Annotated in this window: 19 protein-coding genes and 1 tRNA gene; 6 read left to right on the top strand and 14 right to left on the bottom strand. The window is 69.4% G+C overall.

Annotated features, from left to right (window positions below):
* Positions 1–85: 85 nt before the first annotated feature.
* From rho to K3769_RS17000, 7 genes are all read right to left on the bottom strand, one after another.
* On the bottom strand, positions 86–2242 hold the full coding sequence (rho, locus tag K3769_RS17030) for a transcription termination factor Rho (protein WP_267027274.1): 2157 nt from the start codon (positions 2240–2242) through the stop codon (positions 86–88).
* 385 nt (positions 2243–2627) lie between these two features.
* On the bottom strand, positions 2628–3545 hold the full coding sequence (thrB, locus tag K3769_RS17025) for a homoserine kinase (RefSeq protein WP_267027273.1): 918 nt from the start codon (positions 3543–3545) through the stop codon (positions 2628–2630).
* A 360-nt stretch (positions 3546–3905) separates the two neighbouring features.
* Positions 3906–4964 (bottom strand): threonine synthase, encoded by a 1059-nt coding sequence (thrC, locus tag K3769_RS17020; protein WP_267027272.1) that lies wholly within the window; start codon positions 4962–4964, stop codon positions 3906–3908.
* 6 nt (positions 4965–4970) lie between these two features.
* Positions 4971–6269, bottom strand: a complete 1299-nt coding sequence (locus K3769_RS17015) for a homoserine dehydrogenase (RefSeq protein ID WP_267031412.1) — start codon at positions 6267–6269, stop codon at positions 4971–4973.
* Between the two features lie 162 nt (positions 6270–6431).
* Positions 6432–7823: a diaminopimelate decarboxylase gene (gene lysA / locus K3769_RS17010; protein ID WP_267027271.1), complete on the bottom strand. Its 1392-nt coding sequence runs from the start codon at positions 7821–7823 to the stop codon at positions 6432–6434.
* A 100-nt stretch (positions 7824–7923) separates the two neighbouring features.
* Positions 7924–8979 (bottom strand): ArgS-related anticodon-binding protein NrtL, encoded by a 1056-nt coding sequence (gene nrtL, locus K3769_RS17005; RefSeq protein ID WP_267027270.1) that lies wholly within the window; start codon positions 8977–8979, stop codon positions 7924–7926.
* A gap of 122 nt (positions 8980–9101) precedes the next feature.
* A complete protein-coding gene (locus tag K3769_RS17000; RefSeq protein WP_267027269.1) occupies positions 9102–9653 on the bottom strand; it encodes a response regulator in 552 nt (183 codons plus the stop codon).
* 259 nt (positions 9654–9912) lie between these two features.
* On the opposite strand from K3769_RS17000, the gene K3769_RS16995 reads away from it, so the two are divergent.
* Both K3769_RS16995 and K3769_RS16990 read left to right on the top strand, forming a co-directional pair.
* Positions 9913–9984, top strand: a tRNA-Arg gene (locus K3769_RS16995).
* 311 nt (positions 9985–10295) lie between these two features.
* Positions 10296–11156 (top strand): hypothetical protein, encoded by an 861-nt coding sequence (locus tag K3769_RS16990; protein WP_267027268.1) that lies wholly within the window; start codon positions 10296–10298, stop codon positions 11154–11156.
* A gap of 363 nt (positions 11157–11519) precedes the next feature.
* On the opposite strand, the gene K3769_RS16980 is transcribed toward K3769_RS16990, so the two are convergent.
* Entirely contained in the window at positions 11520–12614 is a 1095-nt protein-coding gene (locus K3769_RS16980; RefSeq protein WP_267027267.1) for a barstar family protein, read from the bottom strand.
* A gap of 259 nt (positions 12615–12873) precedes the next feature.
* Here K3769_RS16980 and K3769_RS16975 point away from each other — a divergent pair, with 259 nt between their 5' ends.
* The gene (locus K3769_RS16975) at positions 12874–13521 is read left to right on the top strand and encodes an ISL3 family transposase (RefSeq protein WP_267027266.1); all 648 of its coding nucleotides are present in this window, start codon (positions 12874–12876) and stop codon (positions 13519–13521) included.
* Between the two features lie 276 nt (positions 13522–13797).
* Here K3769_RS16975 and K3769_RS16970 read toward each other — a convergent pair whose 3' ends face one another.
* The 3 genes from K3769_RS16970 to K3769_RS16960 all read right to left on the bottom strand — a co-directional run bounded on the left by K3769_RS16970 (position 13798) and on the right by K3769_RS16960 (position 15059).
* Positions 13798–14100 carry a hypothetical protein gene (locus K3769_RS16970; RefSeq protein WP_267027265.1) on the bottom strand — a complete coding sequence of 101 codons (303 nt, stop codon included), beginning with the start codon at positions 14098–14100 and terminating at the stop codon, positions 13798–13800.
* Positions 14097–14390 (bottom strand): DUF6247 family protein, encoded by a 294-nt coding sequence (locus tag K3769_RS16965; RefSeq protein ID WP_267027264.1) that lies wholly within the window; start codon positions 14388–14390, stop codon positions 14097–14099. The genes K3769_RS16970 and K3769_RS16965 overlap by 4 nt, the downstream gene beginning before the upstream one ends.
* Before the next feature lie 78 nt (positions 14391–14468).
* On the bottom strand, positions 14469–15059 hold the full coding sequence (locus K3769_RS16960; protein ID WP_267027263.1) for an ATP-binding protein: 591 nt from the start codon (positions 15057–15059) through the stop codon (positions 14469–14471).
* Between the two features lie 244 nt (positions 15060–15303).
* Between K3769_RS16960 and K3769_RS16955 the strand changes: the two genes are divergently transcribed.
* From K3769_RS16955 to K3769_RS16945, 3 genes are all read left to right on the top strand, one after another.
* Positions 15304–16176 (top strand): helix-turn-helix domain-containing protein, encoded by an 873-nt coding sequence (locus K3769_RS16955; RefSeq protein WP_267027262.1) that lies wholly within the window; start codon positions 15304–15306, stop codon positions 16174–16176.
* Positions 16173–16376, top strand: coding sequence for a DUF397 domain-containing protein (locus K3769_RS16950; RefSeq protein WP_267027261.1), 204 nt, complete (start codon positions 16173–16175; stop codon positions 16374–16376). Before K3769_RS16955 ends, K3769_RS16950 begins: the two co-directional genes overlap by 4 nt.
* Positions 16377–16487: 111 nt before the next feature.
* Positions 16488–17240 (top strand): DUF4142 domain-containing protein, encoded by a 753-nt coding sequence (locus tag K3769_RS16945; RefSeq protein ID WP_267027260.1) that lies wholly within the window; start codon positions 16488–16490, stop codon positions 17238–17240.
* An 11-nt stretch (positions 17241–17251) separates the two neighbouring features.
* On the opposite strand, the gene K3769_RS16940 is transcribed toward K3769_RS16945, so the two are convergent.
* The 3 genes from K3769_RS16940 to K3769_RS16930 all read right to left on the bottom strand — a co-directional run bounded on the left by K3769_RS16940 (position 17252) and on the right by K3769_RS16930 (position 21728).
* On the bottom strand, positions 17252–17785 hold the full coding sequence (locus K3769_RS16940; protein ID WP_267031411.1) for a MarR family winged helix-turn-helix transcriptional regulator: 534 nt from the start codon (positions 17783–17785) through the stop codon (positions 17252–17254).
* A gap of 231 nt (positions 17786–18016) precedes the next feature.
* Positions 18017–19090 carry a LacI family DNA-binding transcriptional regulator gene (locus K3769_RS16935; RefSeq protein WP_267027259.1) on the bottom strand — a complete coding sequence of 358 codons (1074 nt, stop codon included), beginning with the start codon at positions 19088–19090 and terminating at the stop codon, positions 18017–18019.
* Between the two features lie 106 nt (positions 19091–19196).
* A complete protein-coding gene (locus K3769_RS16930) occupies positions 19197–21728 on the bottom strand; it encodes a beta-galactosidase (RefSeq protein WP_372515152.1) in 2532 nt (843 codons plus the stop codon).
* Between the last annotated feature and the right edge of the window lie 6 nt (positions 21729–21734).

Genomic DNA, 21734 nt, shown 5'->3' with positions numbered 1-21734 from the left:
GAAAACGCGAAAACGCGGAGGGCCGCCCCCGAGGTGACGGGGACGGCCCTCCGCGATACCGGCCGGCTGCTCCGGCCGCGAGACGTCAGTCGTTGCCGTTGCCCGGCATCGGCGTCGTCTTCTGGATCTGCAGCAGGAACTCGGCGTTCGACTTCGTCTGCTTCATCTTGTCGAGCAGCAGCTCGATCGCCTGCTGCTGGTCGAGCGCGTGCAGCACACGGCGCAGCTTCCAGGTGATGGCGAGCTCGTCGCTGCCGAGCAGGATCTCTTCCTTACGCGTACCGGACGCGTCGACGTCCACCGCGGGGAAGATGCGCTTGTCGGCGAGCTTGCGGTCGAGCTTGAGCTCCGCGTTGCCCGTGCCCTTGAACTCCTCGAAGATGACCTCGTCCATGCGCGAGCCGGTGTCGACCAGCGCGGTGGCCAGGATCGTCAGCGAGCCGCCGTCCTCGATGTTGCGCGCGGCACCGAAGAAGCGCTTCGGCGGGTACAGCGCGGTCGAGTCGACACCACCGGACAGGATGCGGCCGGAGGCCGGGGCGGCGAGGTTGTACGCACGGCCCAGACGCGTGATCGAGTCGAGCAGCACGACGACGTCGTGGCCCAGCTCCACCAGCCGCTTGGCACGCTCGATGGCGAGCTCGGCGACCGTGGTGTGGTCCTCAGCGGGACGGTCGAAGGTCGAGGAGATGACCTCGCCCTTCACCGACCGCTGCATGTCGGTGACCTCTTCCGGACGCTCGTCGACCAGGACGACCATCAGGTGGCACTCGGGGTTGTTGACGGTGATCGCGTTGGCGATCGCCTGCAGGATCATGGTCTTGCCGGTCTTCGGCGGGGCCACGATCAGACCGCGCTGGCCCTTGCCGATGGGCGCGACGAGGTCGATGATGCGGGTCGTCAGCACACCCGGGTCGGTCTCCAGACGGAGCCGGTCCTGCGGGTAGAGCGGCGTCAGCTTGTTGAACTCCGGCCGTCCGCGCCCCGATTCGGGCGCCATGCCGTTCTGCGAGTCCAGGCGGACGAGCGCGTTGAACTTCTCGCGGCGCTCGCCGTCCTTGGGCTGGCGGACGGCGCCGGTGACGTGGTCACCCTTGCGCAGACCGTTCTTGCGGACCTGGGCGAGGGAGACGTACACGTCGTTCGGGCCGGGAAGGTAGCCCGACGTACGGATGAACGCGTAGTTGTCGAGGATGTCCAGGATGCCCGCGACGGGGATCAGGACGTCGTCGTCGGCGACCTGCGGCTCGTTCGGGCCGAACTCGTCGCGGCCACGACGGCCACGGCGGTCGCGGTAACGACCGCGGCGGCCACGGCGGCCACCCTCGAAGTCGTCGTCGTCCTGCGGGCCGTTGTCACGCTGACGGTCCTGGCGGTCCTGACGGCCGCCGCCCTGCTGGCGGTCCTGCCGGTCCTGGCGCTGCTGGTTGCCGCCGCCCTGACCCTGGCCGCCCTGATTGCTCTGGCCGCCCTGCTGCTCGTCGCCCTTGCCGCCACGGCGGTCGCGGTCGCGGCCCCCGCGGTCACGGTCGCCGCGCTCACCACGGTCACCGCGGTCGCCGCGGTCACGACGCTCGCGGCGGCCCTGACGGCCCTCGGTCCCGTTGTCCGAGCCGTCGCCCCGGCCGTCGCCCTGGGACTGTCCGGGCTCCTCGGTCCTGACCTCGGTCTTCGCCTCGGCGGTGATCGTGTCGGGGCTGCCCGCCTCGGCGGTGGCGCGACGCCTGCGGCGCTCGGCCGGAGCGTCGTCCCCACCGCGCTCGCCGCCCTCGCCCGCCCGGGCGGGGCCGCCGGCCGGCTGGCCGGGGATCTCGATCTGCTGCTGAGCCACGGCCTTCTCGGCCTTGGCCTCCGCCTTCTTGTCGGCGGGAGAGACTGCCTCGTCCCCCGTACGGGCCTTCGAGGTGGCCCGGCGCTTGGGCTTCGTCTCGGTGGCGTCCCCGGCGGAGGTCGCGGCCTTGGCCGCGGCTCCCCCTCCCCCGGAACCCGCGGCGCCCTGGGAGGTACCCCCGCCCTGCGCCTCCTTGATGACCTCGATCAGCTGGCTCTTGCGCATCCGCGCGGTGCCCCTGATGCCGAGGCCGGATGCGACCTGCTGCAGCTCGGCCAGCACCATGCCCTCGAGGCCGGTACCGCGGCGCCGACGGGAGCCGGCACCGGTGGCAGGCGCGGAGGCGTCCGTGGCGGGCGCGGCAGCGGTCTCCTCGACACGTGCGCCCATCAGATCGGTGGTGTCGCTCACGAAGGGTCCTTCCCTGGAGCGGACGTCGGCCTGTCTGGCTCGGCGACCGGTTGTGCTGTCCGACAGTGGTCCGTCATGTGTGGACCGTGCCGGGGCGGTGGTCCGCCAAAAGGCGGAGGGAATTTCTGGGATGACGTTTCCCGGGGCCATGGACCTGAGGTGCTGTGTCCATCGGCTCGTTCACGCCGGTTCCGGAGCGTGCTCAGCACCGCTCAGCGCGTAGCACCCAATGCATGACGCAAAGCAGTTTGGGGGGCTCCCGGAAGAATGGTTGTCCCGGACGGGGACGTGAAGCACCTCGCCATGGTGGGGTCGGGTGCAGACTTGAGGTTAACACTACCGGATCCAACAAACATTCCCCCTCTCGAAATCCGGCAACCGAGTGTCACGGAGCAAGCGGCAGCACGCTCGCTCCGGTGGCGTCGAGGCCCAGCCGGTTGGCCGCCCAGCCCTCTCCCGCCAGTTGTGCGACCTTGTCGGCCGCGGCCTCGTCGGCGAGCGCGAGCACGGTGGGCCCGGCGCCGGAGATGACCGCGGGGATCCCGTCCGCCCGCAGCCGCTCCACCAGCGCCGCGCTCTCCGGCATGGCCGGGGCGCGGTACTCCTGGTGCAGTCGGTCCTCGGTGGCGGGCAGCAGCAGCTCGGGGCGCCTGGTGAGGGCCTCGACGAGCAGTGCGGCGCGGCCCGCGTTGGTGGCGGCGTCGACGTGCGGGACGGTACGGGGCAGGAGTCCGCGGGCGGTCTCCGTCAGCACCGCCTTGCCGGGTACGAAGACCACCGGAACGATGGACTCGGCGGGTTCCATCCTGATGGCGCGCGCCGCCCCGTTCTCCAGCCAGGACAAGGTGAATCCGCCGAGCAGACAGGCCGCGACGTTGTCGGGGTGGCCCTCGATCTCGGTGGCGAGCTCCAGGAGCGCGGTGTCGTCGAGCTTGCTGTCGCCGCCTATGGTCACGGCGCGTGCGGCGACGATGCCGGCGCAGATCGCGGCGGACGAGGAGCCGAGGCCGCGGCCGTGCGGGATGCGGTTGGCGCACACGATCTCGAGGCCGCGGGGCTGTCCGCCCAGCAGGTCGAAGGCGGTGCGCAGGGACCGTACGAGGAGGTGGCGCTCGTCGCGGGGCAGCGTCTCGCTTCCCTCACCCGCGATGTCGATGTGCAGGCCGGAATCGGCCACGCGGACGACCACGTCGTCGTACAGCCCCAGTGACAGGCCGAGGGCGTCGAAGCCCGGGCCGAGGTTGGCACTGGTGGCGGGGACGCGCACCCGGACGGCGGCGGCGCGGAACGCTGGACCGGCCATCGCTCGATGACTCTCCTTGAGCTTGAGCTGCGAGATTCTCGAAATCCTGCGAGACGTACGGAGAATGCGGAAGACCCGGAGGCCGCAGGGACGGCGCGGCACCGCGGCATATGCGGCGGGCGGGTTCGGTACAGCTTATCGAAGGAAGGTTCAGTGGCGACATAGGGCGCACAGGAGGCGCACGATGCGTGTCGTAAGCCCCACATGCACCCCCTTTTTTTGAACTCGGTTCGCCTCCGGGGCGCTGACCTATCGGAGGGTGACGGTGTCGACCTCGCTCGTGGGCCTCGCGCGATCCCTCCCGACACAGGCGCGCCCCGTCGGCTCACTCGCTGCGCCAGTGGGGGGCCAGGTACCTCGTTACGCGAGACCCAGGCGCTCGGCGGCCGTGGCCGCGTCGACCGGGACCGTGACGGGCTGCGGGGCGCCCGCGACGGCCCAGTCGGGATCCTTCAGGCCGTTTCCGGTCACCGTGCAGACGATGCGCTGCCCCGGGTCGACCTTGCCCTGCTCGGCGGCCTTGAGCAGACCGGCGACGGACGCCGCCGAGGCCGGCTCGACGAAGACACCCTCCTGCGCGGCCAACAGCCGGTAGGCGCGCAGGATCTCACGGTCCGTCACCTCGTCGATGAAGCCGCCCGACTCGTCCCGCGCGGCGAGCGCGAACTGCCACGAGGCCGGGTTGCCGATGCGGATCGCGGTGGCGATCGTCGAGGGGTCCTTGACGACCTCGCCGCGCACGATGGGCGCGGACCCGGAGGCCTGGAAGCCCCACATGCGCGGCGTCCGCGCGGCGATCTTGTCGGCGGCGTACTCGGTGTACCCCTTCCAGTACGCGGTGATGTTGCCCGCGTTGCCCACCGGAAGGACATGGATGTCGGGGGCGTCGCCGAGCATGTCCACGATCTCGAACGCCGCGGTCTTCTGCCCCTCGATACGCACCGGGTTCACCGAATTGACCAGCGCCACCGGGTAGTTGTCGGAGAGGCTGCGCGCCAGGGTGAGGCAGTCGTCGAAGTTGCCGTCGACCTGGAGGATCTTCGCGCCGTGCACGAGGGCCTGGCCCATCTTGCCGAGCGCGATCTTGCCCTGCGGCACGAGGACGGCGCAGACCATCCCGGCCCGTACGGCATAGGCCGCCGCCGAGGCAGACGTGTTGCCCGTGGAGGCACAGATGACTGCCTTCGCGCCTTCCTCCTTGGCCCGGGTGATGGCCATGGTCATCCCGCGGTCCTTGAAGGACCCGGTGGGGTTGGCACCCTCGACCTTGAGGTGGACCTCGCAGCCCGTGCGCTCGGAGAGCACCTGCGCGGGCACGAGCGGCGTACCGCCCTCACGCAGCGAGACGACCTGCGTGGTGTCGGACACCGGCAGCCGGTCCCGGTACTCCTCGATGATTCCGCGCCACTGGTGGGTCATTGCTCGTTACTCTCCTTCAACCCGCATGATGCTGGCGACACCACGCACGGTGTCGAGGTTGCGCAGCGCCTCCACGGTCCCGGTGAGGGACGCGTCCGACGCGCGATGGGTGACGACCACGAGGGAGGCATCGCCGCCTCCGTCCTGCCGTCCCTGCTGGCGAACCGTATCGATCGACACCCCGTGTTCGGCGAAGACGGTCGCCACCTGGGCGAGAACGCCCGGTTTGTCGGCCACATCGAGACTGATGTGGTAGCGGGTCACGACCTCGCCCATGGGCGACACCGGCAGCTGGGTGTACGCCGAGTCGCCGGGCCCGGTCGCGCCGCTGAGCTTGTTGCGGCAGACGGCGACGAGGTCCCCGAGGACGGCGGACGCGGTCGGCGCACCACCGGCGCCCGGCCCGTAGAACATGAGCTGCCCGGCGGCGTCGGACTCGACGAACACGGCGTTGTAGGCGCCACGCACGGAGGCCAGCGGGTGACTCAGCGGGATCATGGCGGGATGCACCCGCGCGGTGACCGATCCCCCGTCGGCGGCCCGCTCGCAGATGGCCAGCAGTTTGATGGTGCAGCCCATGGCCTTCGCGGAGGCAAAGTCGGCGGAGGTGACCTCGATCATGCCCTCGCGGTACACGTCGTCGAGGCGTACGCGCGTGTGGAAGGCGATCCCGGCGAGGATGGCGGCCTTGGCGGCGGCGTCGAAGCCCTCGACGTCGGCGGTGGGGTCGGCTTCCGCGTACCCGAGGGCGGTGGCCTCGTCGAGGGCTTCCTGGTAGCCGGCGCCGGTCGAGTCCATCTTGTCGAGGATGAAGTTGGTGGTGCCGTTGACGATGCCCAGCACGCGGTTGACCTTGTCGCCGGCGAGGGACTCGCGCAGCGGCCGGATCAGCGGGATGGCACCGGCGACGGCGGCCTCGTAATAGAGGTCCGCGTCGTGGTCGTCGGCCGCCGCGTGCAGCGCGGCGCCGTCCTGGGCGAGGAGCGCCTTGTTGGCGGAGACCACGGACGCGCCGTGCTCGAAGGCGGTGGTGATGAGGGAGCGGGCGGGCTCGATGCCACCGATGACCTCGACGACGACGTCGATGTCCCCGCGTTTCACCAGCGCGGTCGCGTCGGTGGTCACCAGGGCGGGGTCGATGCCCTCCCGCACCTTGCTGGGTCGCCGTACGGCCACACCGGCCAGTTCGACGGGGGCCCCGATACGCGCGGCGAGGTCGTCGGCGTGCGTCGTCATGATGCGCGCCACCTCTGAGCCGACGACCCCACAGCCCAGCAGCGCCACCTTCAGCGGACGCGTACGCATCATCCGACCTCGTTTCCTCGTACCGTCACGGTGGGACCAGTCTCACTCACCGGACGGGGGTTTCTACCCCTCGTCCGGATCGTGAGATGTCGATTTCATTTACGCGGGCCCGGATGACAGGAGATCTTGCGCCCCGGGCCGCGCGTAGTTCATTGGTTCACGTCAGCCGACATCGAGGCGAAGCAGATCCTCCTCGGTCTCGCGGCGGACGATGACGCGGGCCTCGCCGTCGCGGACCGCGACGACGGGCGGACGCAGGGCGTGGTTGTAGTTGCTCGCCATGGAGCGGCAGTACGCGCCGGTGGCCGGCACCGCGATGAGGTCGCCGGGCGCGAGGTCGGACGGCAGGAAGGCGTCCTTCACCACGATGTCCCCGCTCTCGCAGTGCTTGCCGACCACGCGGACGAGCATGGGCTCGGCCTCGCTCGTACGGGAGACGAGGGCGACGCTGTACTCGGCGTCGTACAACGCGGTACGGATGTTGTCGGACATGCCGCCGTCGACGGAGACGTACGTACGCAGTCCTTCGAGGGGCTTGACGGTGCCGACCTCGTAGAGGGTGAAGGCGGTGGGCCCGACGATGGCGCGCCCGGGCTCGACGGAGATACGGGGGGTCCGCAGCCGGGCGGCCTCACATTCCCTCGTCACGATCTCGCCGAGGGCCTTGGCGATCTCGTGGGGCTCGCGGGGGTCGTCGTCGCTGGTGTAGGCGATACCGAGGCCGCCACCGAGGTCGATCTCGGGCAGCTCGACGCCGTGCTCGTCACGGATCTGAGCGAGCAGCGACACGACACGACGGGCGGCCACCTCGAACCCGGCCATGTCGAAGATCTGCGACCCGATGTGGGAGTGGATGCCGATCAGTTCGAGCCCGTCGAGGGTGAGCGCGCGCCGGACGGCCTCGGCGGCCTGTCCGTCCGCCAGGGCGATCCCGAACTTCTGGTCCTCGTGCGCGGTGGCGATGAACTCGTGCGTGTGGGCCTCGACGCCGACGGTCACGCGGATCTGCACGCGCTGCCGCTTGCCGAGGCTCTGCGCGATGTGCGCGACCCGCACGATCTCCTGGAAGGAGTCGAGGACGATACGCCCGACGCCGACCTCGACGGCCTGGGTGATCTCCGCCACGGACTTGTTGTTGCCGTGGAAGGCGATGCGCTCGGCGGGCATCCCGGCGGAGAGGGCGGTGGCGAGCTCACCCCCGGAACACACATCAAGATTCAGCCCTTCCTCGTCCAGCCAGCGCACGACGGCACGCGAGAGGAACGCCTTCCCGGCGTAGAACACGTCGGCGTCGTGCCCGAAGGCGGTGCGCCAGGCGCGGGCCCGGGCCCGGAAGTCGGTCTCGTCGACGAAGTAGGCGGGCGTGCCGAACTCCTCGGCGAGCGTCGCCACATCGATCCCGCCGACACTGACCGAACCGCTCTCGGTACGCGTCACGGTCTGCGCCCAGACCTTCGGGTCGAGGACGTTGAGGTCGGCCGCCGGGGCGGTGTAGTGCCCCTCGGGCAGGACATCGGCGTGACGGGGCCCGGCGGGGTGTGCGGAACGGCTCATGTCTGTATGGGCTTTCTAGAAGATCTCAGTTCGAATCAAATCAGACCTGATCACACTAAATCTGATCCAGCCTTCTCTGATCTGGCCTTCTCTGATCCGGTCAGAGATATGTCGGTGCATTGATACCGAGCAGGGACAGGCCGCCGGCCAGCACCGTCCCGGCGGCTTCGGCGAGCGCGAGCCGGGAGCGGTGGGCGGCCGAGGGTTTCTCGTCCCCCAGCGGAAGCACGGTGTGCTGGAAGGCGAGCAGCGCGTCGGCGACGGTGACGAGATGCCGCGCGACCCGGTCGGGCGCGCGGTGGCGCGCCGCGGCGGCGAGGGCATGGGGGTAGGTGTCGAGGGCGTCGAGGAGGGGGCCGGAGCTGCCGGAGCTGCTTGCGCAGTCCGCGGGAACGGCGGCGAATCCGAGCGCGACGGCGTTACGGCTGAGGGCCTGGCTGCGGGCGTACGCGTACCGGACGCGGAAGAGGGGGTTGCCCTCCGTCTGGACGAGATGGTCCTCGGTGATCCGCAGCCCGTCGTGGGGCGCGGGATGGAGGAGTGCCCAGCGGCCGGCGTCACGGCCGAGAGGGGTGGGGTCCTGGCGGGCGGGCACGGGGCGGAGGTTGATGTCGGGGGGTGCGGGCACTTCAAGCGGACCGTGGGCGTCGACGGTGACGCCGAGGGGCCCGGCCCAGGCGGGGTCAAGCGGGGCCTCGCATGAGGTACGGACGAGGTCGCCCTGGGACCGCAGAATCCGGGCGAGGACCTGCCCGGTGACGGCGGCGCGCACTTCGCACGGGTAATGCAGTTGGACGACCTGCCCGGTCGGCCCGTCGGCGTACCCGTACCGCTCGCCGCGCCGCAGGATCTCCGTGACGAGGGCGGTCCCGCGGCCGACGAGGGTGACGTTGAGGAACCCGGGCCCGGTGATGTCGACCCGCGCGACGCCTGCCACTCCACTGAGATGGGGCCGCAGGATCTCGGCGACTTCGCGCGGCGGCCGTCCGGCGGGCCGGGCCAGTCGCAGGGCGACGTTGGTGGCGTAATCCCCGCGCCCGCCGGGCCCGGGCGGTACGACCTGCGCCTTTTCGGGCACGGCCACGACCAGCTCACCCTCGTCCACCGCACGGCGCACGGCGCGCAGAACGGTGCGGGAGAGCTCGACGGGGGTCACGGGACAAGCGTAGGGGAGGAGGGGGGTGGGTAGGCGAATGGGTTTGGACGAGGTCCCGGTATATGGACGCCCCGCGTCCCTCTCTCTTGCTCTCTGGCCTTTCCCCTGTCCGCTTGTCCGCTTCAGTTACCGGCACGACCGGCGCGCTCGGGCCCGCCGGGCCCGTAAAGACTCTCGGCACTGTCGAACGCCGAACCGGGCCCGCTGCCGGAGCCGCTGCCGCCGACACCGGTGTCGGCGGTCTCCCGCCGCTCCCGCAACTGGCGTACGAGCCGGACGAGGTCCGCGGGCTCGAAGGGCTTGGAGAGGAAGGCGTCGACACCGACGTCGAGCCCGCTCTCGACCTCGTACTGCGTACAGGCGCTGATGATGGCGAGGGGGAGGTTACGGGTGCGGGGGTCCGCCCGGAGCCGGGCGGCGGTACGCAACCCGTCGAGCCGGGGCATGACCACGTCGAGGGTGACGACATCGGGGCGCACCTGGTGGATGACGTCCAGGCACTCGACACCGTCAGCCGCGGTCACGACCTCGAAACCCTCCAGCTCGAGGTTGACCCTGATCAGCTGCCGGATGACCTTGTTGTCGTCCACAACAAGCACCCGACCCGACGCGCCTGGCACAACTCGAGAGTAGGTCGGCGCGCGGGTTCGCGTCCGGCTTTTCCCTACTTCCAACCCGCGCGGGGGACACCGGGCTCGCGCGCGGGACGAGACCGACCTCTTGTCCGGGACGAGACCGGGCTCCCGTCCCGGACAAGACCGGGCTCCTGTCCCGGACAGGACCGGGCTCCCGTCCGGGACCAGATCCGACCGAGACCCGCTCAAGATCCAACGCACCTCGGACACCCCCTCCCCGCCCCCCGAAATCCGTTCATGAACACCCGGAGAGAGCTGGTAGTGTTCAACCCGTCGCCGCAACCACAGCGCCCGACACGCCCCCGTAGCTCAGGGGATAGAGCAACGGCCTCCGGAGCCGTGTGCGCAGGTTCGAATCCTGCCGGGGGCACTCGCCAGTCAGTCAGCAAGAATCATGCTCTGACCAGTGCGAATGCCGACATGAGAGAGCGGGAGTCAGTCTCACTGACTCCCGCTCTTTCTTGCTGTCTCTCACTGTTCGCGCACCATCTGCGATACACGCGACATGCCTTGGAAGTACTCCCGCTTGCAGGTAGGCGGCGGCGTTAGCCAGGCACTACCGCACGCCTGGCCGAAGCCTGGAAGCCCGAACAAGATCGTCGGGACCATGAACGCCGATCGCACACGATGAGTGCATTTATGGTCGCGTCCTTCGCCGCCTCACCCGTACCCTCTTGCGCCATGACCACCACTGGACGCCAACGCTTCTCCGTTCGCACAGGGCTTGTTGAGGACGACCCCGACGAGGGCTCCTACGACGGCGTCCCACAACATCTGGTCACCCCTCTGCAGACATGGGTCCACAGTGCGCTCCGCGTCAATACCAGCTACGAAGAGGACACGCTGGCAGACGCCGTAGCGCTTCGGCTGCGCCTGACCGTTCCAAATCGTCAGAGAACTGCACAGTATCTCTGCTCGGTCAATAACGAGATCCTGCTGGATAGCATTGACGAAATTCTGGCAATCTGGTCAGCGATCAGACCAGACGCCTCACGGCCTATCGAGGACCTTGAATTCATCCTGGACCAAGGGGGCTCCGCCTACCGCGTCAATGAACAACAAAGTGGACTTGAGAACCGAGTATTGCCAGCAGTCCGTGACGCTATGAATGAAACCATTTCGCAGGCCGTCGCTAACCAATCCGTTGGATCCGCCGCTGAGCATCTGAACTCGGCATGGAAGGCCGCATATGGACGACACCCCGAGTCAGTGCGCGCCTACAGTGAAGCCATTAAGGCAGTTGAATCAGCCGCCCACTCAACGATCCAACCCAACCATGCCAAGGCCACGCTAGGCACCATGCTGGGAGAGATCGGGAACGCTCGGTCAAAGTTTTCCATAGCGATCACAACCCCTGCCGGTAAAGATCCAATTGCTCCAATTGAAGCCATGATGCGCACCCTTTGGTACGGGCAAACCTCTCGCCATGGAAACAAGGCTGCGACACTGCCGGAAACTCTCGATTCAGCACGGGCAGCAGTACATGTGGCCTCTACGCTAGTACAGTTGTTTAGCTCCGGAGCCGTGGTTCGGAATCCGTGAAATAAATGCCGTTAATTGGTCACACCGAACGGGCGGGGTGGGCCTTACAGGAAGGACCACCCGTCGACTTCACGCGTCGCCATCCCCTCTGAGAGCCTCTGCAACCTTCGCGTTGGCCACTTCCTCGTGTCCGTCAATACAGCCGTGATAGCGGCGGTGAATCACCTCCGGCGAGTTGTCTACTCGCCGTGCCACCTCCGCGATAGACACCCCAGCGTTCAGCCACCGCGTGATGCAGGCGTGCCGTAGGTCGTACGGGCGCCCGGCCAACGGCGAGTCAGCACGGTCCGGCGGGGGCTCTGGCGACGATCACGTGATGTTCTCTGGCCGACGCGTTGCGGCGCCCTTGTGGCGGAGTACAGCTCACGCCAGGGTGACGTGCATGTCGCCCTCGGCCAGGACGCTGAGAACCCCGGCGAACAGGTCGTAAGGCTCGCCGTCCGGTGTCAAGGTCTTGGACAGGTGATCGCGTGCGGTGACGGCGTCTCGCCAGAGCAGGGTTGCGGGAGCGGTGTAGCCGAAAGTGCCGCCCAGGCAGTCGTCGAGGGCCTCCAGGCAGCCGCCGAAGTAGCCGCCCGGACCGTTCACCGCCTCACCGAGCGCCAGGTAGAGGCCCGGTTCGTCGGTGATGTACCGACCGTCGAGTTCGTAGGCGTGACGAGCCGGCCGGTCACGGTGTGCGCGCTGGCAGGCCCGCTCTCGGACGAGATCGAGCCAGGCCCCGCGGCGCCGGGTGTCGAGGCAGGCCCAGGCGCCCAGGGTGTTCGGTGGCCCGGCGAGCCACCGCTCCCAGATGGGCCGGGCGTATTCGGGGACGGGCGTGAAGAGCTTTCCTTCGAGCTCCAGGTCGATCAGGTCCGTCCCGTTGGAGGACGGTTGCCAGGCGGTGACTCTGGTCCACAGCAGTCGTTCCGTGAGGGGTTCGCCCTGGTCGTCCCGTATCTCGAGGGCGGCCTCCTCCAGATCCAGCGCCCGCCGGGTGCCCTTCAGCAGTGCCGCCCTGAGCTGTTCACTCGGGGCGAGTCCCCTCAGGACGAGCGGGGGTGCCACCTGCTCGGGTGGCAGGACGCGGGCGAATTCCCGGCACGAGCCCAGCCACCGATGGCCGTCGTGCAGTCGGACGGGGCCCCTGTGACCCTCGGGCGGGCCTTCGTGGTCGTCCAGACCGGTGAGCAGCAGACTGTCTGTTCCGGGAAACTGCCCTGAGCTCTCCGCGTCCTCCAGCAGCCAAGGTTCGAGTCCCTTGTCATCCGGCACCAGCCACACCCGGCTGCCTACCCAGTCCCGGACCTCGCCGACCGGGACCCAGTCGAGCAGTTCGTACGTCCCACGCCGGGGTTCCCCGAACAGCCCCTCCGCCTCGACGCAGACTCCCCAGGCATGGCCACGCTCGGTCTCCGTCAGCGTGTACCGCGTGGGCCCGCGATGGTTCTCGTCCTCGTGCACGGAGGGAATCATGCCTGGACCAGGCTCTCGCGGCGAATCTCTTTCCCTGTGGCGGGTCACGATCTCTCAAGGCTGAACACCTGAGTTGGCCACAAGCGATCAAGTTCCCTCGGTTCTGTTGGGTCACGTGACGTTCTCTGCCCTTGCACGCGTCTCGACCCACAGGACTATGTGTGATCGGGGAGCATGATCGACGTGCTTATCGCAGAGCATTGAGGACCTGTTTCCGCACCTGAGCGCAGTCGCCGTCGATCGAGTGGAGTCCGATGGTGTGTCCGCGACGTTGTCCGTACGGTCTTCCGCGCCGGCCGCAGCGTGTTCCGGCTGCGGCGCCCGGTCCGAGCGGGTTCACGGCCGCTACCGCCGTTCGTTGGCGGACTCGCCGGTCGCCGGGCGCGGGGTGAAGGTCATGGTGACGGTGCGCCGTTTTGAATGCGTCAACGATGCGTGCTGCCAGACGACGTTCAGCGAACAGGTCCCAGGCCTCACCTCGCCGTTCGCCAGGCGGACGCCGACGCTGACGAAGGCGCTGGTGTCGATCGCGCTGGCGCTGGCCGGCCGGGCCGGATCCCGGCTCGCCACCCGGTTGGTTATGCCGTGCGGCCGTGACCTGCTCATCAAACTGATCCGCGCGCAGCCCACGCCCGAGGTCCCGAAGGTGACCGTGCTCGGCGTCGACGACTTCGCGATCCGGCGCCGTCACTCCTACAACACCATCCTGATCGACATGGAAACGCACCGGCCAATCGACGTGCTGCCGGACCGCGAAGCCCAGACGCTGGCCGATTGGCTGGCAGCGCATCCGGGCGTCGAGATCGTGTGCCGGGACCGGGGCGGCGCCTACGCTGAGGGCGTCCGGGCTGGCGCAGGACGCTACGTAAGTCGCAGATCGCTTCCACTTGTGGAAGAACCTGTGTGAGGCGGCGCAGAAGACGGTCGTGGCACACCACGGCTGCCTGCGTCAGGCAGCCCGTGCCGAGGCCGAAGTCCAGCCCGAGGAACACGCGCCCGCGCCGGAATTCCCGGGCCCGCCGAGCCGGACTACCCGCTGGCCAAGTCGCGTCGCCCGCCCCCGGCGTCCAAGACCACGCCCTGATCCTTGATGGCAGGTCAAGGTTGTCGTGGATGACCACGCCATCATTAGCTGGCTCTCCCTCGCCCCAAGTGAGACGCGACGCTCCCACCCGGACCCCTGTCAGGGCTGGAGGCCCTTCCTTTCGTCGTCCTGCGTGACCGTGATGATCGCCACCGCTGGGGGGTGTGGTTGGGGTGCGTATACGTACACCACTGTCAGGGCCGGCACGTCCTCGCGGGGTTCCAGTCGGGTTCGGTAGACGAATGTCTCGCCGTTGCCCTGTACCGGGCCCCGTCGGATGCCGAGCTTGGGGTTGTCCTCCAGTTCCTGGCGCAGTTCTTCGACTGCTTGCCGGGTTGCCGGGCCCAGCATCTGGAGGCGTTTGGTCGCCGAGACCGTGATCACGGCGATGGCTCGGCTCACTCCTGGTGGCCGCTCTTGATCTCGGCGATGAGGTCGAGCCCCTCTTGCAGCGCGTCGTCGAACTCGGGGTCGCTGTAGGCGCGGATGCTGCCGGCGTATGTCTTAATGACGTCGGCGACCTGGTGGAGGTCAGTGGCCGTGGCAGTGTCCAGGGCACGAGCCAGGTCGGCCTCGAAACTCTCGGCGTCGCCCGGAAAGCCCCGTCCGTCCCGCAGCGCCGCGCGTATGTCCGCCACAGTCCTGAGGTGCGGAAGTGATCCGTGCGGTGGCTCGGCGTGCTGCGCGCTCATGAGTCCTCCTCGGGCCAGGTATGCGCTTATGACCATAGTCGCGCTCATACGGCGGTCACGAACTTGATGGCCGCACACTCATACATCCGCTGCGTCCTCCTCGCGGTGCCGGACCGTGAGTGGTTCCGTTGCTTGGACTCGTAGGGGCGGGCCCTCGTCCAGGTTCAGGATCAGGATGGGGTCGTGCCCGTCTTGCCCGTCGTGCTGTTCGTTGCGGGTGCTGACGACCGTGCGCCACTCGCCCCATACCCTCACCAGGTGGTTCGGGCGGACCATGGCCGCCGCGATCTCCCGTTCGGCGGGCTCGGCGACGAGGTCCGGGGCCTTCAGCTCGGCCCATACCGTTTTTCCGGTACCGGCCTCGTGTTCCTCTACGCCCCAGCGGTGGGCCAGTGCCTCCACCAGGAGTAGCCCGCGCCCGCTGGTCTCGTCGTCACCGGGCGTGCGTACTTCGGGGCGGCCCGGGCTCTCGTCGCTGACCTGCAGTCTCAGCAAGCCCTCCGCCGTCGAGCGTGCGATCCGGACGCCGACCTGTCGGCCGCTCGGGGCGTGCGCTCGCAGCGCGTTGGTCACCAGCTCGGAGAGCAGTAGCTCCGCGGTGTGCAGTACGTCCTGGTCGACGGCCCACTCGCCGAGCACGGCGTGTGCCAGTGCTCGTGCTCTCGGCACGCTGCGACGGCAGTGGGACAGCCGGAAGGTGACTTCGTTCGAGCTCGGGCTCCCTGCCATGGCGCTCCCTGATGGTCGATAGCCGGAGATCGCATCCCCGCGCTGCGGCGGCAGTTGCGTGCACGCCGAAGCGGGCTTCCGCAGCATATGTACTGGCGCAACGTTGCGCCGGTCTCCATAGCTTCGCTTCACCTTTTCGAGTGCCTGAGCAGTCTCAACAGCCGACCTCTGGTAGGAGTCACACATGCCTACTGTCAAACCATCCACCGTGCTCGGACGCCAACTCGGCGATGAGTTGCGCAAGTTCCGTGAGGCCTCGGGTGTTTCCATGGCAGACGCCGCCGAGGTGCTCGACTGCACCAAGGGCAAGATCAGCCGGATGGAGAACGGGCACGTTCCCGTCCGCGCCCCGGATCTGAATGCGCTCATGCAGGCGTACCAAGTCCAGGACCTTGAGGATCGCGCGCGTCTCAGCGCCCTGGCGCAGCGCGCCAACCGACGTCGCCGCGAGGGATGGTGGCATCCGTACGAGGCAGTACTGGGGGACTCATACCGGGATCAGATCGAGCTGGAGGCCATCTGCGACAGCGTCCGAACATACGAGGCGCAGTTGGTCCCCGGCCTGCTTCAGACCGCTGAGTACGGGCGTGCGGTGACAGTCGCCTCGCGGGCTTGGCAGACGCCTGAGGAGATCGACCAGTTCGTCGAGGTCCGGCTCGCCCGGCAGCGACGGCTCACCGACGAGGAGCCCATGTCACTCTGGGCGGTGCTGGCAGAGGGAGTCCTGCGCCAGCATGTGGGCGGCCCCACCGTGATGCACGCACAGTTGGAGCACCTCGTCGCCATGGCGGAGCGCCCCAACATCACCGTCCAGGTCATGCCGTTCTCGCGTGGTGCGCATTCAGGTATGTTCGGCCCCTACCTGCTGCTGAGCTTCCCGCAGGTGACATCGCTCGACCTCGTGCTGACGGAGACGCCGACCGGCAACCTGTGGGTGGAGCGCGAATCGGCGGTCGCTTACTACCGCACTCTCTTCGACGACGCCCGCACTACAGCGCTGCCGCCGACGGAGTCACGCACACTGATCCGCCGCATCGCCAAGGAGTATCGAACATGAGCCAGGACCACCACATACCGCCCGTCCTCGCGAAGGCCGTATGGCGTGCCAGCAGCTACAGCGGGGGCCAAGGCAACTGCGTCGAGGTCGCCGTCAACCTCTCCCCCCTCATACCCGTCCGCGACAGCAAGCGCCCCGCCGGGCCCGCTCTCGTCTTCTCCCGCGGTGCGTGGAGCACCTTCGTCGGGCAGCTGCGCTGAAGCCACGTGGTTCCAAATCCGCGCGAGTGCAAAATTTACCCAGCGCAATGATTGCCTTGTGCTTCTCGTACGTACCTCCTGTGGACCGGGTCGTTCAGTTCAGGAGGCAGCATGCGTGTCACGCAGCGCACGGCAGGGACCGTATTCGTGATCGGGGGGCTGGTCGTGACGCTTGCCGCGCTCGCCTATCCGGCTCTTCTCGGGGTGGAGAAGACCACCACCAGCCAGGACCGCATCATCGCCAACACCCGGTACGGGCCCCTGACCGAGGCCGATCGGGATTTCGTCGTCAAGGTGCGGGCCGCGGGGCTCTGGGAGCACCCCCTCGGGCTCATGGCCATGGAGCGTGGGACCACCCCCGCCATGAAGGAGGCCGGCAAGCATCTCGTCGCCGGGCACGCCGGGCTCGACGAGATGTGCCGGAAGATCGCCCCCGAGCTGGGCGTCACCCTGCCCAACCAGGCCAGCCCGCAACAGCAGCAGTTCGTGGCCACCGTGGACGGGAGCACCGGGAAGCAGTTCGACACGACCGCCGTCAACATCATGCGCGTCACGCACGGGCAGATCTTCCCCGTCATCGCCAAGATCCGCGCCAACACCAAGAACACCATGGTCCGTCAGCTCGCCGACCTGGCCAACGACACCGTCCTCGACCACATCACGGTGCTGGAGAAGACCGACCTCGTCAACTACGACCAGGTCAACTTCCAGCAGACCAGCCCGCCCAAGCTCCCCAAGGCCGAGCTGACCCCGCCCGCACCCCAGCCCGGCTCGCCCGTCCTCGTCCTCAACAGGCCGGAAGGGTTGGATGTCAATACGACCTCGCCGACACCGACCCCCACCCCCACCCCCGCCGTGGGATGAGCGACAGCCGACTATCCGTCGTGGGGCGTCGGCGGGTTCACCCAGCCCAGGGGGTGCGGCATCCCGTCCTGCCCGTCGGTGACGTCCGGGACCGGCGGCTCCCCGCCGGCATCGCTGAACGCGGTCAGGGCCTCTACGATCGCCGTCCGCTGGCCGGGCGTGAGGCGTTCCACGATCGTGGCGATCTCGGCGCGCCGGCGGGCCGTCACGTCCTCGACCGTGCGCCTGCCCTCCTCCGTCAGCCGGAGCAGGGTCTCGCGGCGGTTACCGGGGTTCGTCTGCCGGTCGGCGAGACCGGCGGTGATGAACCGGTCGACCATACGCATGGCCGTGGACGGCGCGACCTGGAGCAGGTCGGCGAGCGTGACCAGCTTGGTGGCGCCGCGCGTGGACAGCACGACCAGCATCCGGACCTGCGGCAGCGTCACCCGTTCCTCGACCTGGGCGAGCGAACGGGCCGAGAACGCGACCAGCACGCGCGACGCGGTCAGCACCGTCCGGGTCACCGCGTCGACGTCGTCGACAGCCGCGGTGGCGACAGCCACGGCGCCGGCTCCCGCGGCGGCAGCGGTCTTGTCCACCACCGCCACTTCGGGTACGTCCTTCATGACGTCCAGGTCCTCCGCGACATCGACGTCATCTGCGGCTCCGACAGGGGTCTCGTGCTCCGGCATGGGTCCTTTCCATCCCGCCGAAGTGCCTGTCCACTCACCTGATCCACACAGATTTTCCCTGCCCGTGACCCGTGTAAGTACGCAATCGGTCGACGGAACCGCTCAACGGGTCGGCGCCGGGCCCGTACTCCTGCGCACGATCAGTTCGACCGGCACCACCCGGCCCAGTTCCGTCTCCGGCGGGCCGCCCAGCTGGGAGAGGAGCAGCCGCAGGGCACGCGTACCGATCTCCAGGAAGTCGGTGCGGACCGTGGTCAGCGGGGGAAGCAGGTGCGCGGCCTCGGGGATGTCGTCGTAACCGACCACGCTGACGTCGTCCGGGACACGGCGGCCCGACTCGTGCAGGGCGCGGAGCACACCGAGCGCCATCTGGTCGTTGGAGGCGAAGATCGCGGTGACGTCGGGGTCGTCGGACAGTCCGCGGCCCAGTTCGTAGCCCGAGTCGGCGCTCCAGTCGCCGACCAGGGGCTCGTGGACCGCAGCCCCCGCCGCCTTCAGCGTGGCCCGCCAGGCCTCCACCCTGCGGTCCGCCGACAGCCAGCCCGTGGGGCCCGCGACGTGCCGGACCGTCGCGTGGCCGAGGTCCAGCAGGTGCTCGGTCGCCCAGCGTGCGCCCGCCCAGTTGTCCGCCGTCACGAACGACGCGTCCTTGCCCAGGTCGTTCTCCAGGACCATCAGCGGGGTGTCCAGCCGCGCCTCCGCCAGCGCCTTGCCCACCCAGCGCTGCGGGGCGATGGCGATCACTCCGTCCGCGCCCTCGGCCGACAGGGTGTCCACGGCCCGTACGACCGTGGCTCGGTCCGCCGTGTCGAGCGCGATGGAGCTGACCAGGTAACCCGCGTCCTGGGCCGCGCTGTTGATCGCGGTCAGGATGGAGGCCGGGCCGTAACGGGCCGCGTCGAAGGAGATCACCCCCAGCATGCGGGTCCGGCCGCTGGCCAGGGAGCGGGCGCTGCGGCTCGGGCGGTAGCCGAGGGTCCGCATCGCGGTCAGGACCACCTCGCGGGTCTCCGGGCGGACGGCCGGGTTGTCGTTCAGCACCCGGGACACCGTCTGTTTGGAGACACCGGCCAGCCGGGCCACGTCGTCCATCACCGGCCGCGCGCCCGCGAAGTTGCGCCGGCTGCGGCCCTTGGGGGGACCGGGCGGCACACCGTCACCGGCACTTCGGGTCATGGCGCGTGGTGTCCTTCAGGCAGATTCACGGTTCGTCCCGGCGAACGTACTACCGCCCGGCCGACCCTCAGAATAGGCCGCCGGGCAGGAGGGGGGTGCGACAGGTTCACCCCTCCCCGAGCGCCCACGTACGGGTCGTCACCCACTCGACCCGTCCCACCGCCGCCACAGCCCCGTCGGCCGCGGACGCGTCCGCCACGTACACCCGCGCGTCCGGCGCCCTCGGCAGCACCCTCAGCCGCAGGCCCTCGCCCCGGAGGGCGAACGCCGGGAGCCGGTCCAGGGCGATGTCCCAGGCCCGACCCGAGTGGAACTGGTCCGCCACCAGCCGGTCGCCCACGTACGCGCGGGCCACGTCGCCGGTCCAGTGGACGCGCAGGAGGGTTCCGGTCAGTGGGAGGCCGTTCGGGACCGCGACGGCGTACTCGGCGGCGGTCGTGTCGTAGTGCTCGTCGACGGGGGCGCTCGCCCGGCCCTGCACGCCGGTCACGGGTTCGGGCGCCGGTCCGGCCGCCCGGGTCACCACCGCCTCCCCCCGTCCTCCTCCCCCTCCCCCTCCCGCTTCCCCGAAGCGCGGATCCCGGGTCCAGCCGTCCCCCGTCAGGTGGTACCGAGTGAACAACCCGTCGCGCGACGCCCGCACACTCCCGCCCGCCACCACCGGAGGCCGTCGCGGCGCCGGCAGTACGGCCAGCGACGTTTCACCGGCCGGGCTGTGCACCCGTACCTCACCCTGCCCGTCCCGCGCGTGCTCATCGAAGACGACACCGACACCGGCACCGGCACCGGCACCGGCACCGGAGTCGGAGGCGGAGTCGGAGGCGGAGTCGGAGGCGGAGTCGGAGGCGGAGTCGGAGTCGGCGAGCACCAGCCGTTCCGCCCCCCAGGCGACCCCCTTGTAGGCCGTACGGGCCGTCCTCGCGTCCAGGATCAGGAGGCCGACCCGTTCGCCGGCGGCGGTGTCCACCTCCACCAGGGCGTCGGTGCCGGGGCGCAGCCCCGTGATCAGGACGCGGTCGTCGGACCCGTCGAGCGGGGCGCACTGCCCGGAGGGCACCCGAACCGACCGCAACGTACGTGCGTCAAGCGCGAGTTCCACCGGGATGCCGTCCGTCGCGGCCAGTACCAGGACCGTACGGCCGTCCTCGTCGGCGACCGTGCACACCGGCTGCGCCGTCGCCCAGTCCAGGCGCAGGCCCGCCACGTCCAGGCGCAGCGGCCAGCAGAAGTACGCGCCCGTCGGGACCGTGACCGGTGTGCTGGGGAAGGTGAGCGCGGGCCCGGCCGGGAACTCGACCGTGAACGAGGTGTCCAGGTGGTCCGGCAACTCCTCGTGCGGCTGGTGGTTGTTGACGAAGAGGAAGCCGGAGTCCTCCGCGGCCCGGACCGCCCAGCGCAGGGTGTCCCGGTCGTCCTGCCCGGCCGGCCGCCGGACGGGAAGGAAGGACTCCATCGGCGCCAACAGCTCGCCGAAGTCCGCCAACAGCAGGTGCTGCAGGCGCAGTTCGTCGTACGAGGGCCGGTACTGGCCGTACTCGCCCAGCGGGGCCTGGAAGTCGTACGTGCGGACGGGGAGGTCGTTGGGGTAGCCCGTCGCGTGGGACTCCTGGAGGGTGGTCAGCCCGCCCGCGGGATTCGTACCGCCGTGGAACATGTAGTAGCCCTGCCACACGGAACCGCAGCCGATCTTCGTGAGGCCGAGCGCGCCGACGTCGGCCGCGTCCACCCGCGGGCGGCGGTGGTACGCGACCGCCATGCCGCCGCCCAACTCGCAGGTGGCCCAGGGGAATCGGGCCGCCGAGGCCGTCGGGTCGGCGCCGCGCACCGTCGTGGGGCGCAGGTCGGCGCCGATGCCCTCGTCGTCGCGCTGGTGGGTGAAGAAGTAGTGGGTGCGGCAGGTGTCGGGCCAGCCGCCGTCGGCCTCGGTCCAGAAGGTCTCGGGGTAGCCGCCGTACAGCGGAAGCAGTTCGTCGGGCGGGAGCCGGACGCCTCCCCACGCCGTCGAGGTCCACAGCGGGGCGCTCAGGCCGGCCGCCTGGGCCATGCGTTTGAGCGTGAGCAGGTGGCCGGGCCGGTCGTACAGCTCGTTCTCGATCTGGATCGCGACGATCGGGCCGCCGTGTACGCGGTCGAGCCCGGTGAGTTGCGCCGCGATGGCCTCGTACCAGGTGCGTACGGGTGCCAGGTACGCCGGATCGTCGGTGCGCGGGGAGAGGGCGCGGGCCAGGAGCCAGTCGGGTAAGCCGCCGTTGCGGACCTCCGCGTGGGACCAGGGGCCGATGCGCGGGACGAGGTCCAGGCCGTGACGGGCGCAGAGTTCGGCGAAGCGCCGCAGGTCACGGTCGCCGTCGAAGCGGATCCGGCCTTCGGCCTCCTCGTGGTGGATCCAGATGACGTAACTCGCGACGGCCGTCACCCCGCCCGCCTTCATCTTCAGCAGTTCCTCCTCCCACTCCCTTGCCGGGTAGCGGGTGTAGTGGAACTCGCCGGAGACCGGGAACCAGGGCCGGCCGCCGCGGGTGAGGTAACGGCTGGTGACCTCGATGGGGTCGGGGACGCCGGGGGCGTCGGAGAAGGGGAGGTGGCCGGTGAGGGGCGGCTCGGCCGACGCGGACACCTTCAGACGAAGCGGGGGCATCAGCGC

Source organism: Streptomyces ortus (assembly GCF_026341275.1).
GTDB lineage: Bacteria > Actinomycetota > Actinomycetes > Streptomycetales > Streptomycetaceae > Streptomyces > Streptomyces ortus.
The sequence above is the reverse complement of the archived record's forward strand: the minus strand, read 5'-3'. Positions and strand labels throughout refer to the sequence as shown.

Coding starts and splice junctions, on each gene's coding strand:
- thrB (WP_267027273.1), bottom strand. CDS start 3,545: ATGGCCGGTCCAGCGTTCCGCGCCGCCGCCGTCCGGGTGCGCGTCCCC.
- thrC (WP_267027272.1), bottom strand. CDS start 4,964: ATGACCCACCAGTGGCGCGGAATCATCGAGGAGTACCGGGACCGGCTG.
- K3769_RS17015 (WP_267031412.1), bottom strand. CDS start 6,269: ATGCGTACGCGTCCGCTGAAGGTGGCGCTGCTGGGCTGTGGGGTCGTC.
- lysA (WP_267027271.1), bottom strand. CDS start 7,823: ATGAGCCGTTCCGCACACCCCGCCGGGCCCCGTCACGCCGATGTCCTG.
- K3769_RS16990 (WP_267027268.1), top strand. CDS start 10,296: ATGACCACCACTGGACGCCAACGCTTCTCCGTTCGCACAGGGCTTGTT.
- K3769_RS16980 (WP_267027267.1), bottom strand. CDS start 12,614: ATGATTCCCTCCGTGCACGAGGACGAGAACCATCGCGGGCCCACGCGG.
- K3769_RS16965 (WP_267027264.1), bottom strand. CDS start 14,390: ATGAGCGCGCAGCACGCCGAGCCACCGCACGGATCACTTCCGCACCTC.
- K3769_RS16955 (WP_267027262.1), top strand. CDS start 15,304: ATGCCTACTGTCAAACCATCCACCGTGCTCGGACGCCAACTCGGCGAT.
- K3769_RS16950 (WP_267027261.1), top strand. CDS start 16,173: ATGAGCCAGGACCACCACATACCGCCCGTCCTCGCGAAGGCCGTATGG.
- K3769_RS16945 (WP_267027260.1), top strand. CDS start 16,488: ATGCGTGTCACGCAGCGCACGGCAGGGACCGTATTCGTGATCGGGGGG.
- K3769_RS16935 (WP_267027259.1), bottom strand. CDS start 19,090: ATGACCCGAAGTGCCGGTGACGGTGTGCCGCCCGGTCCCCCCAAGGGC.
- K3769_RS16930 (WP_372515152.1), bottom strand. CDS start 21,728: ATGCCCCCGCTTCGTCTGAAGGTGTCCGCGTCGGCCGAGCCGCCCCTC.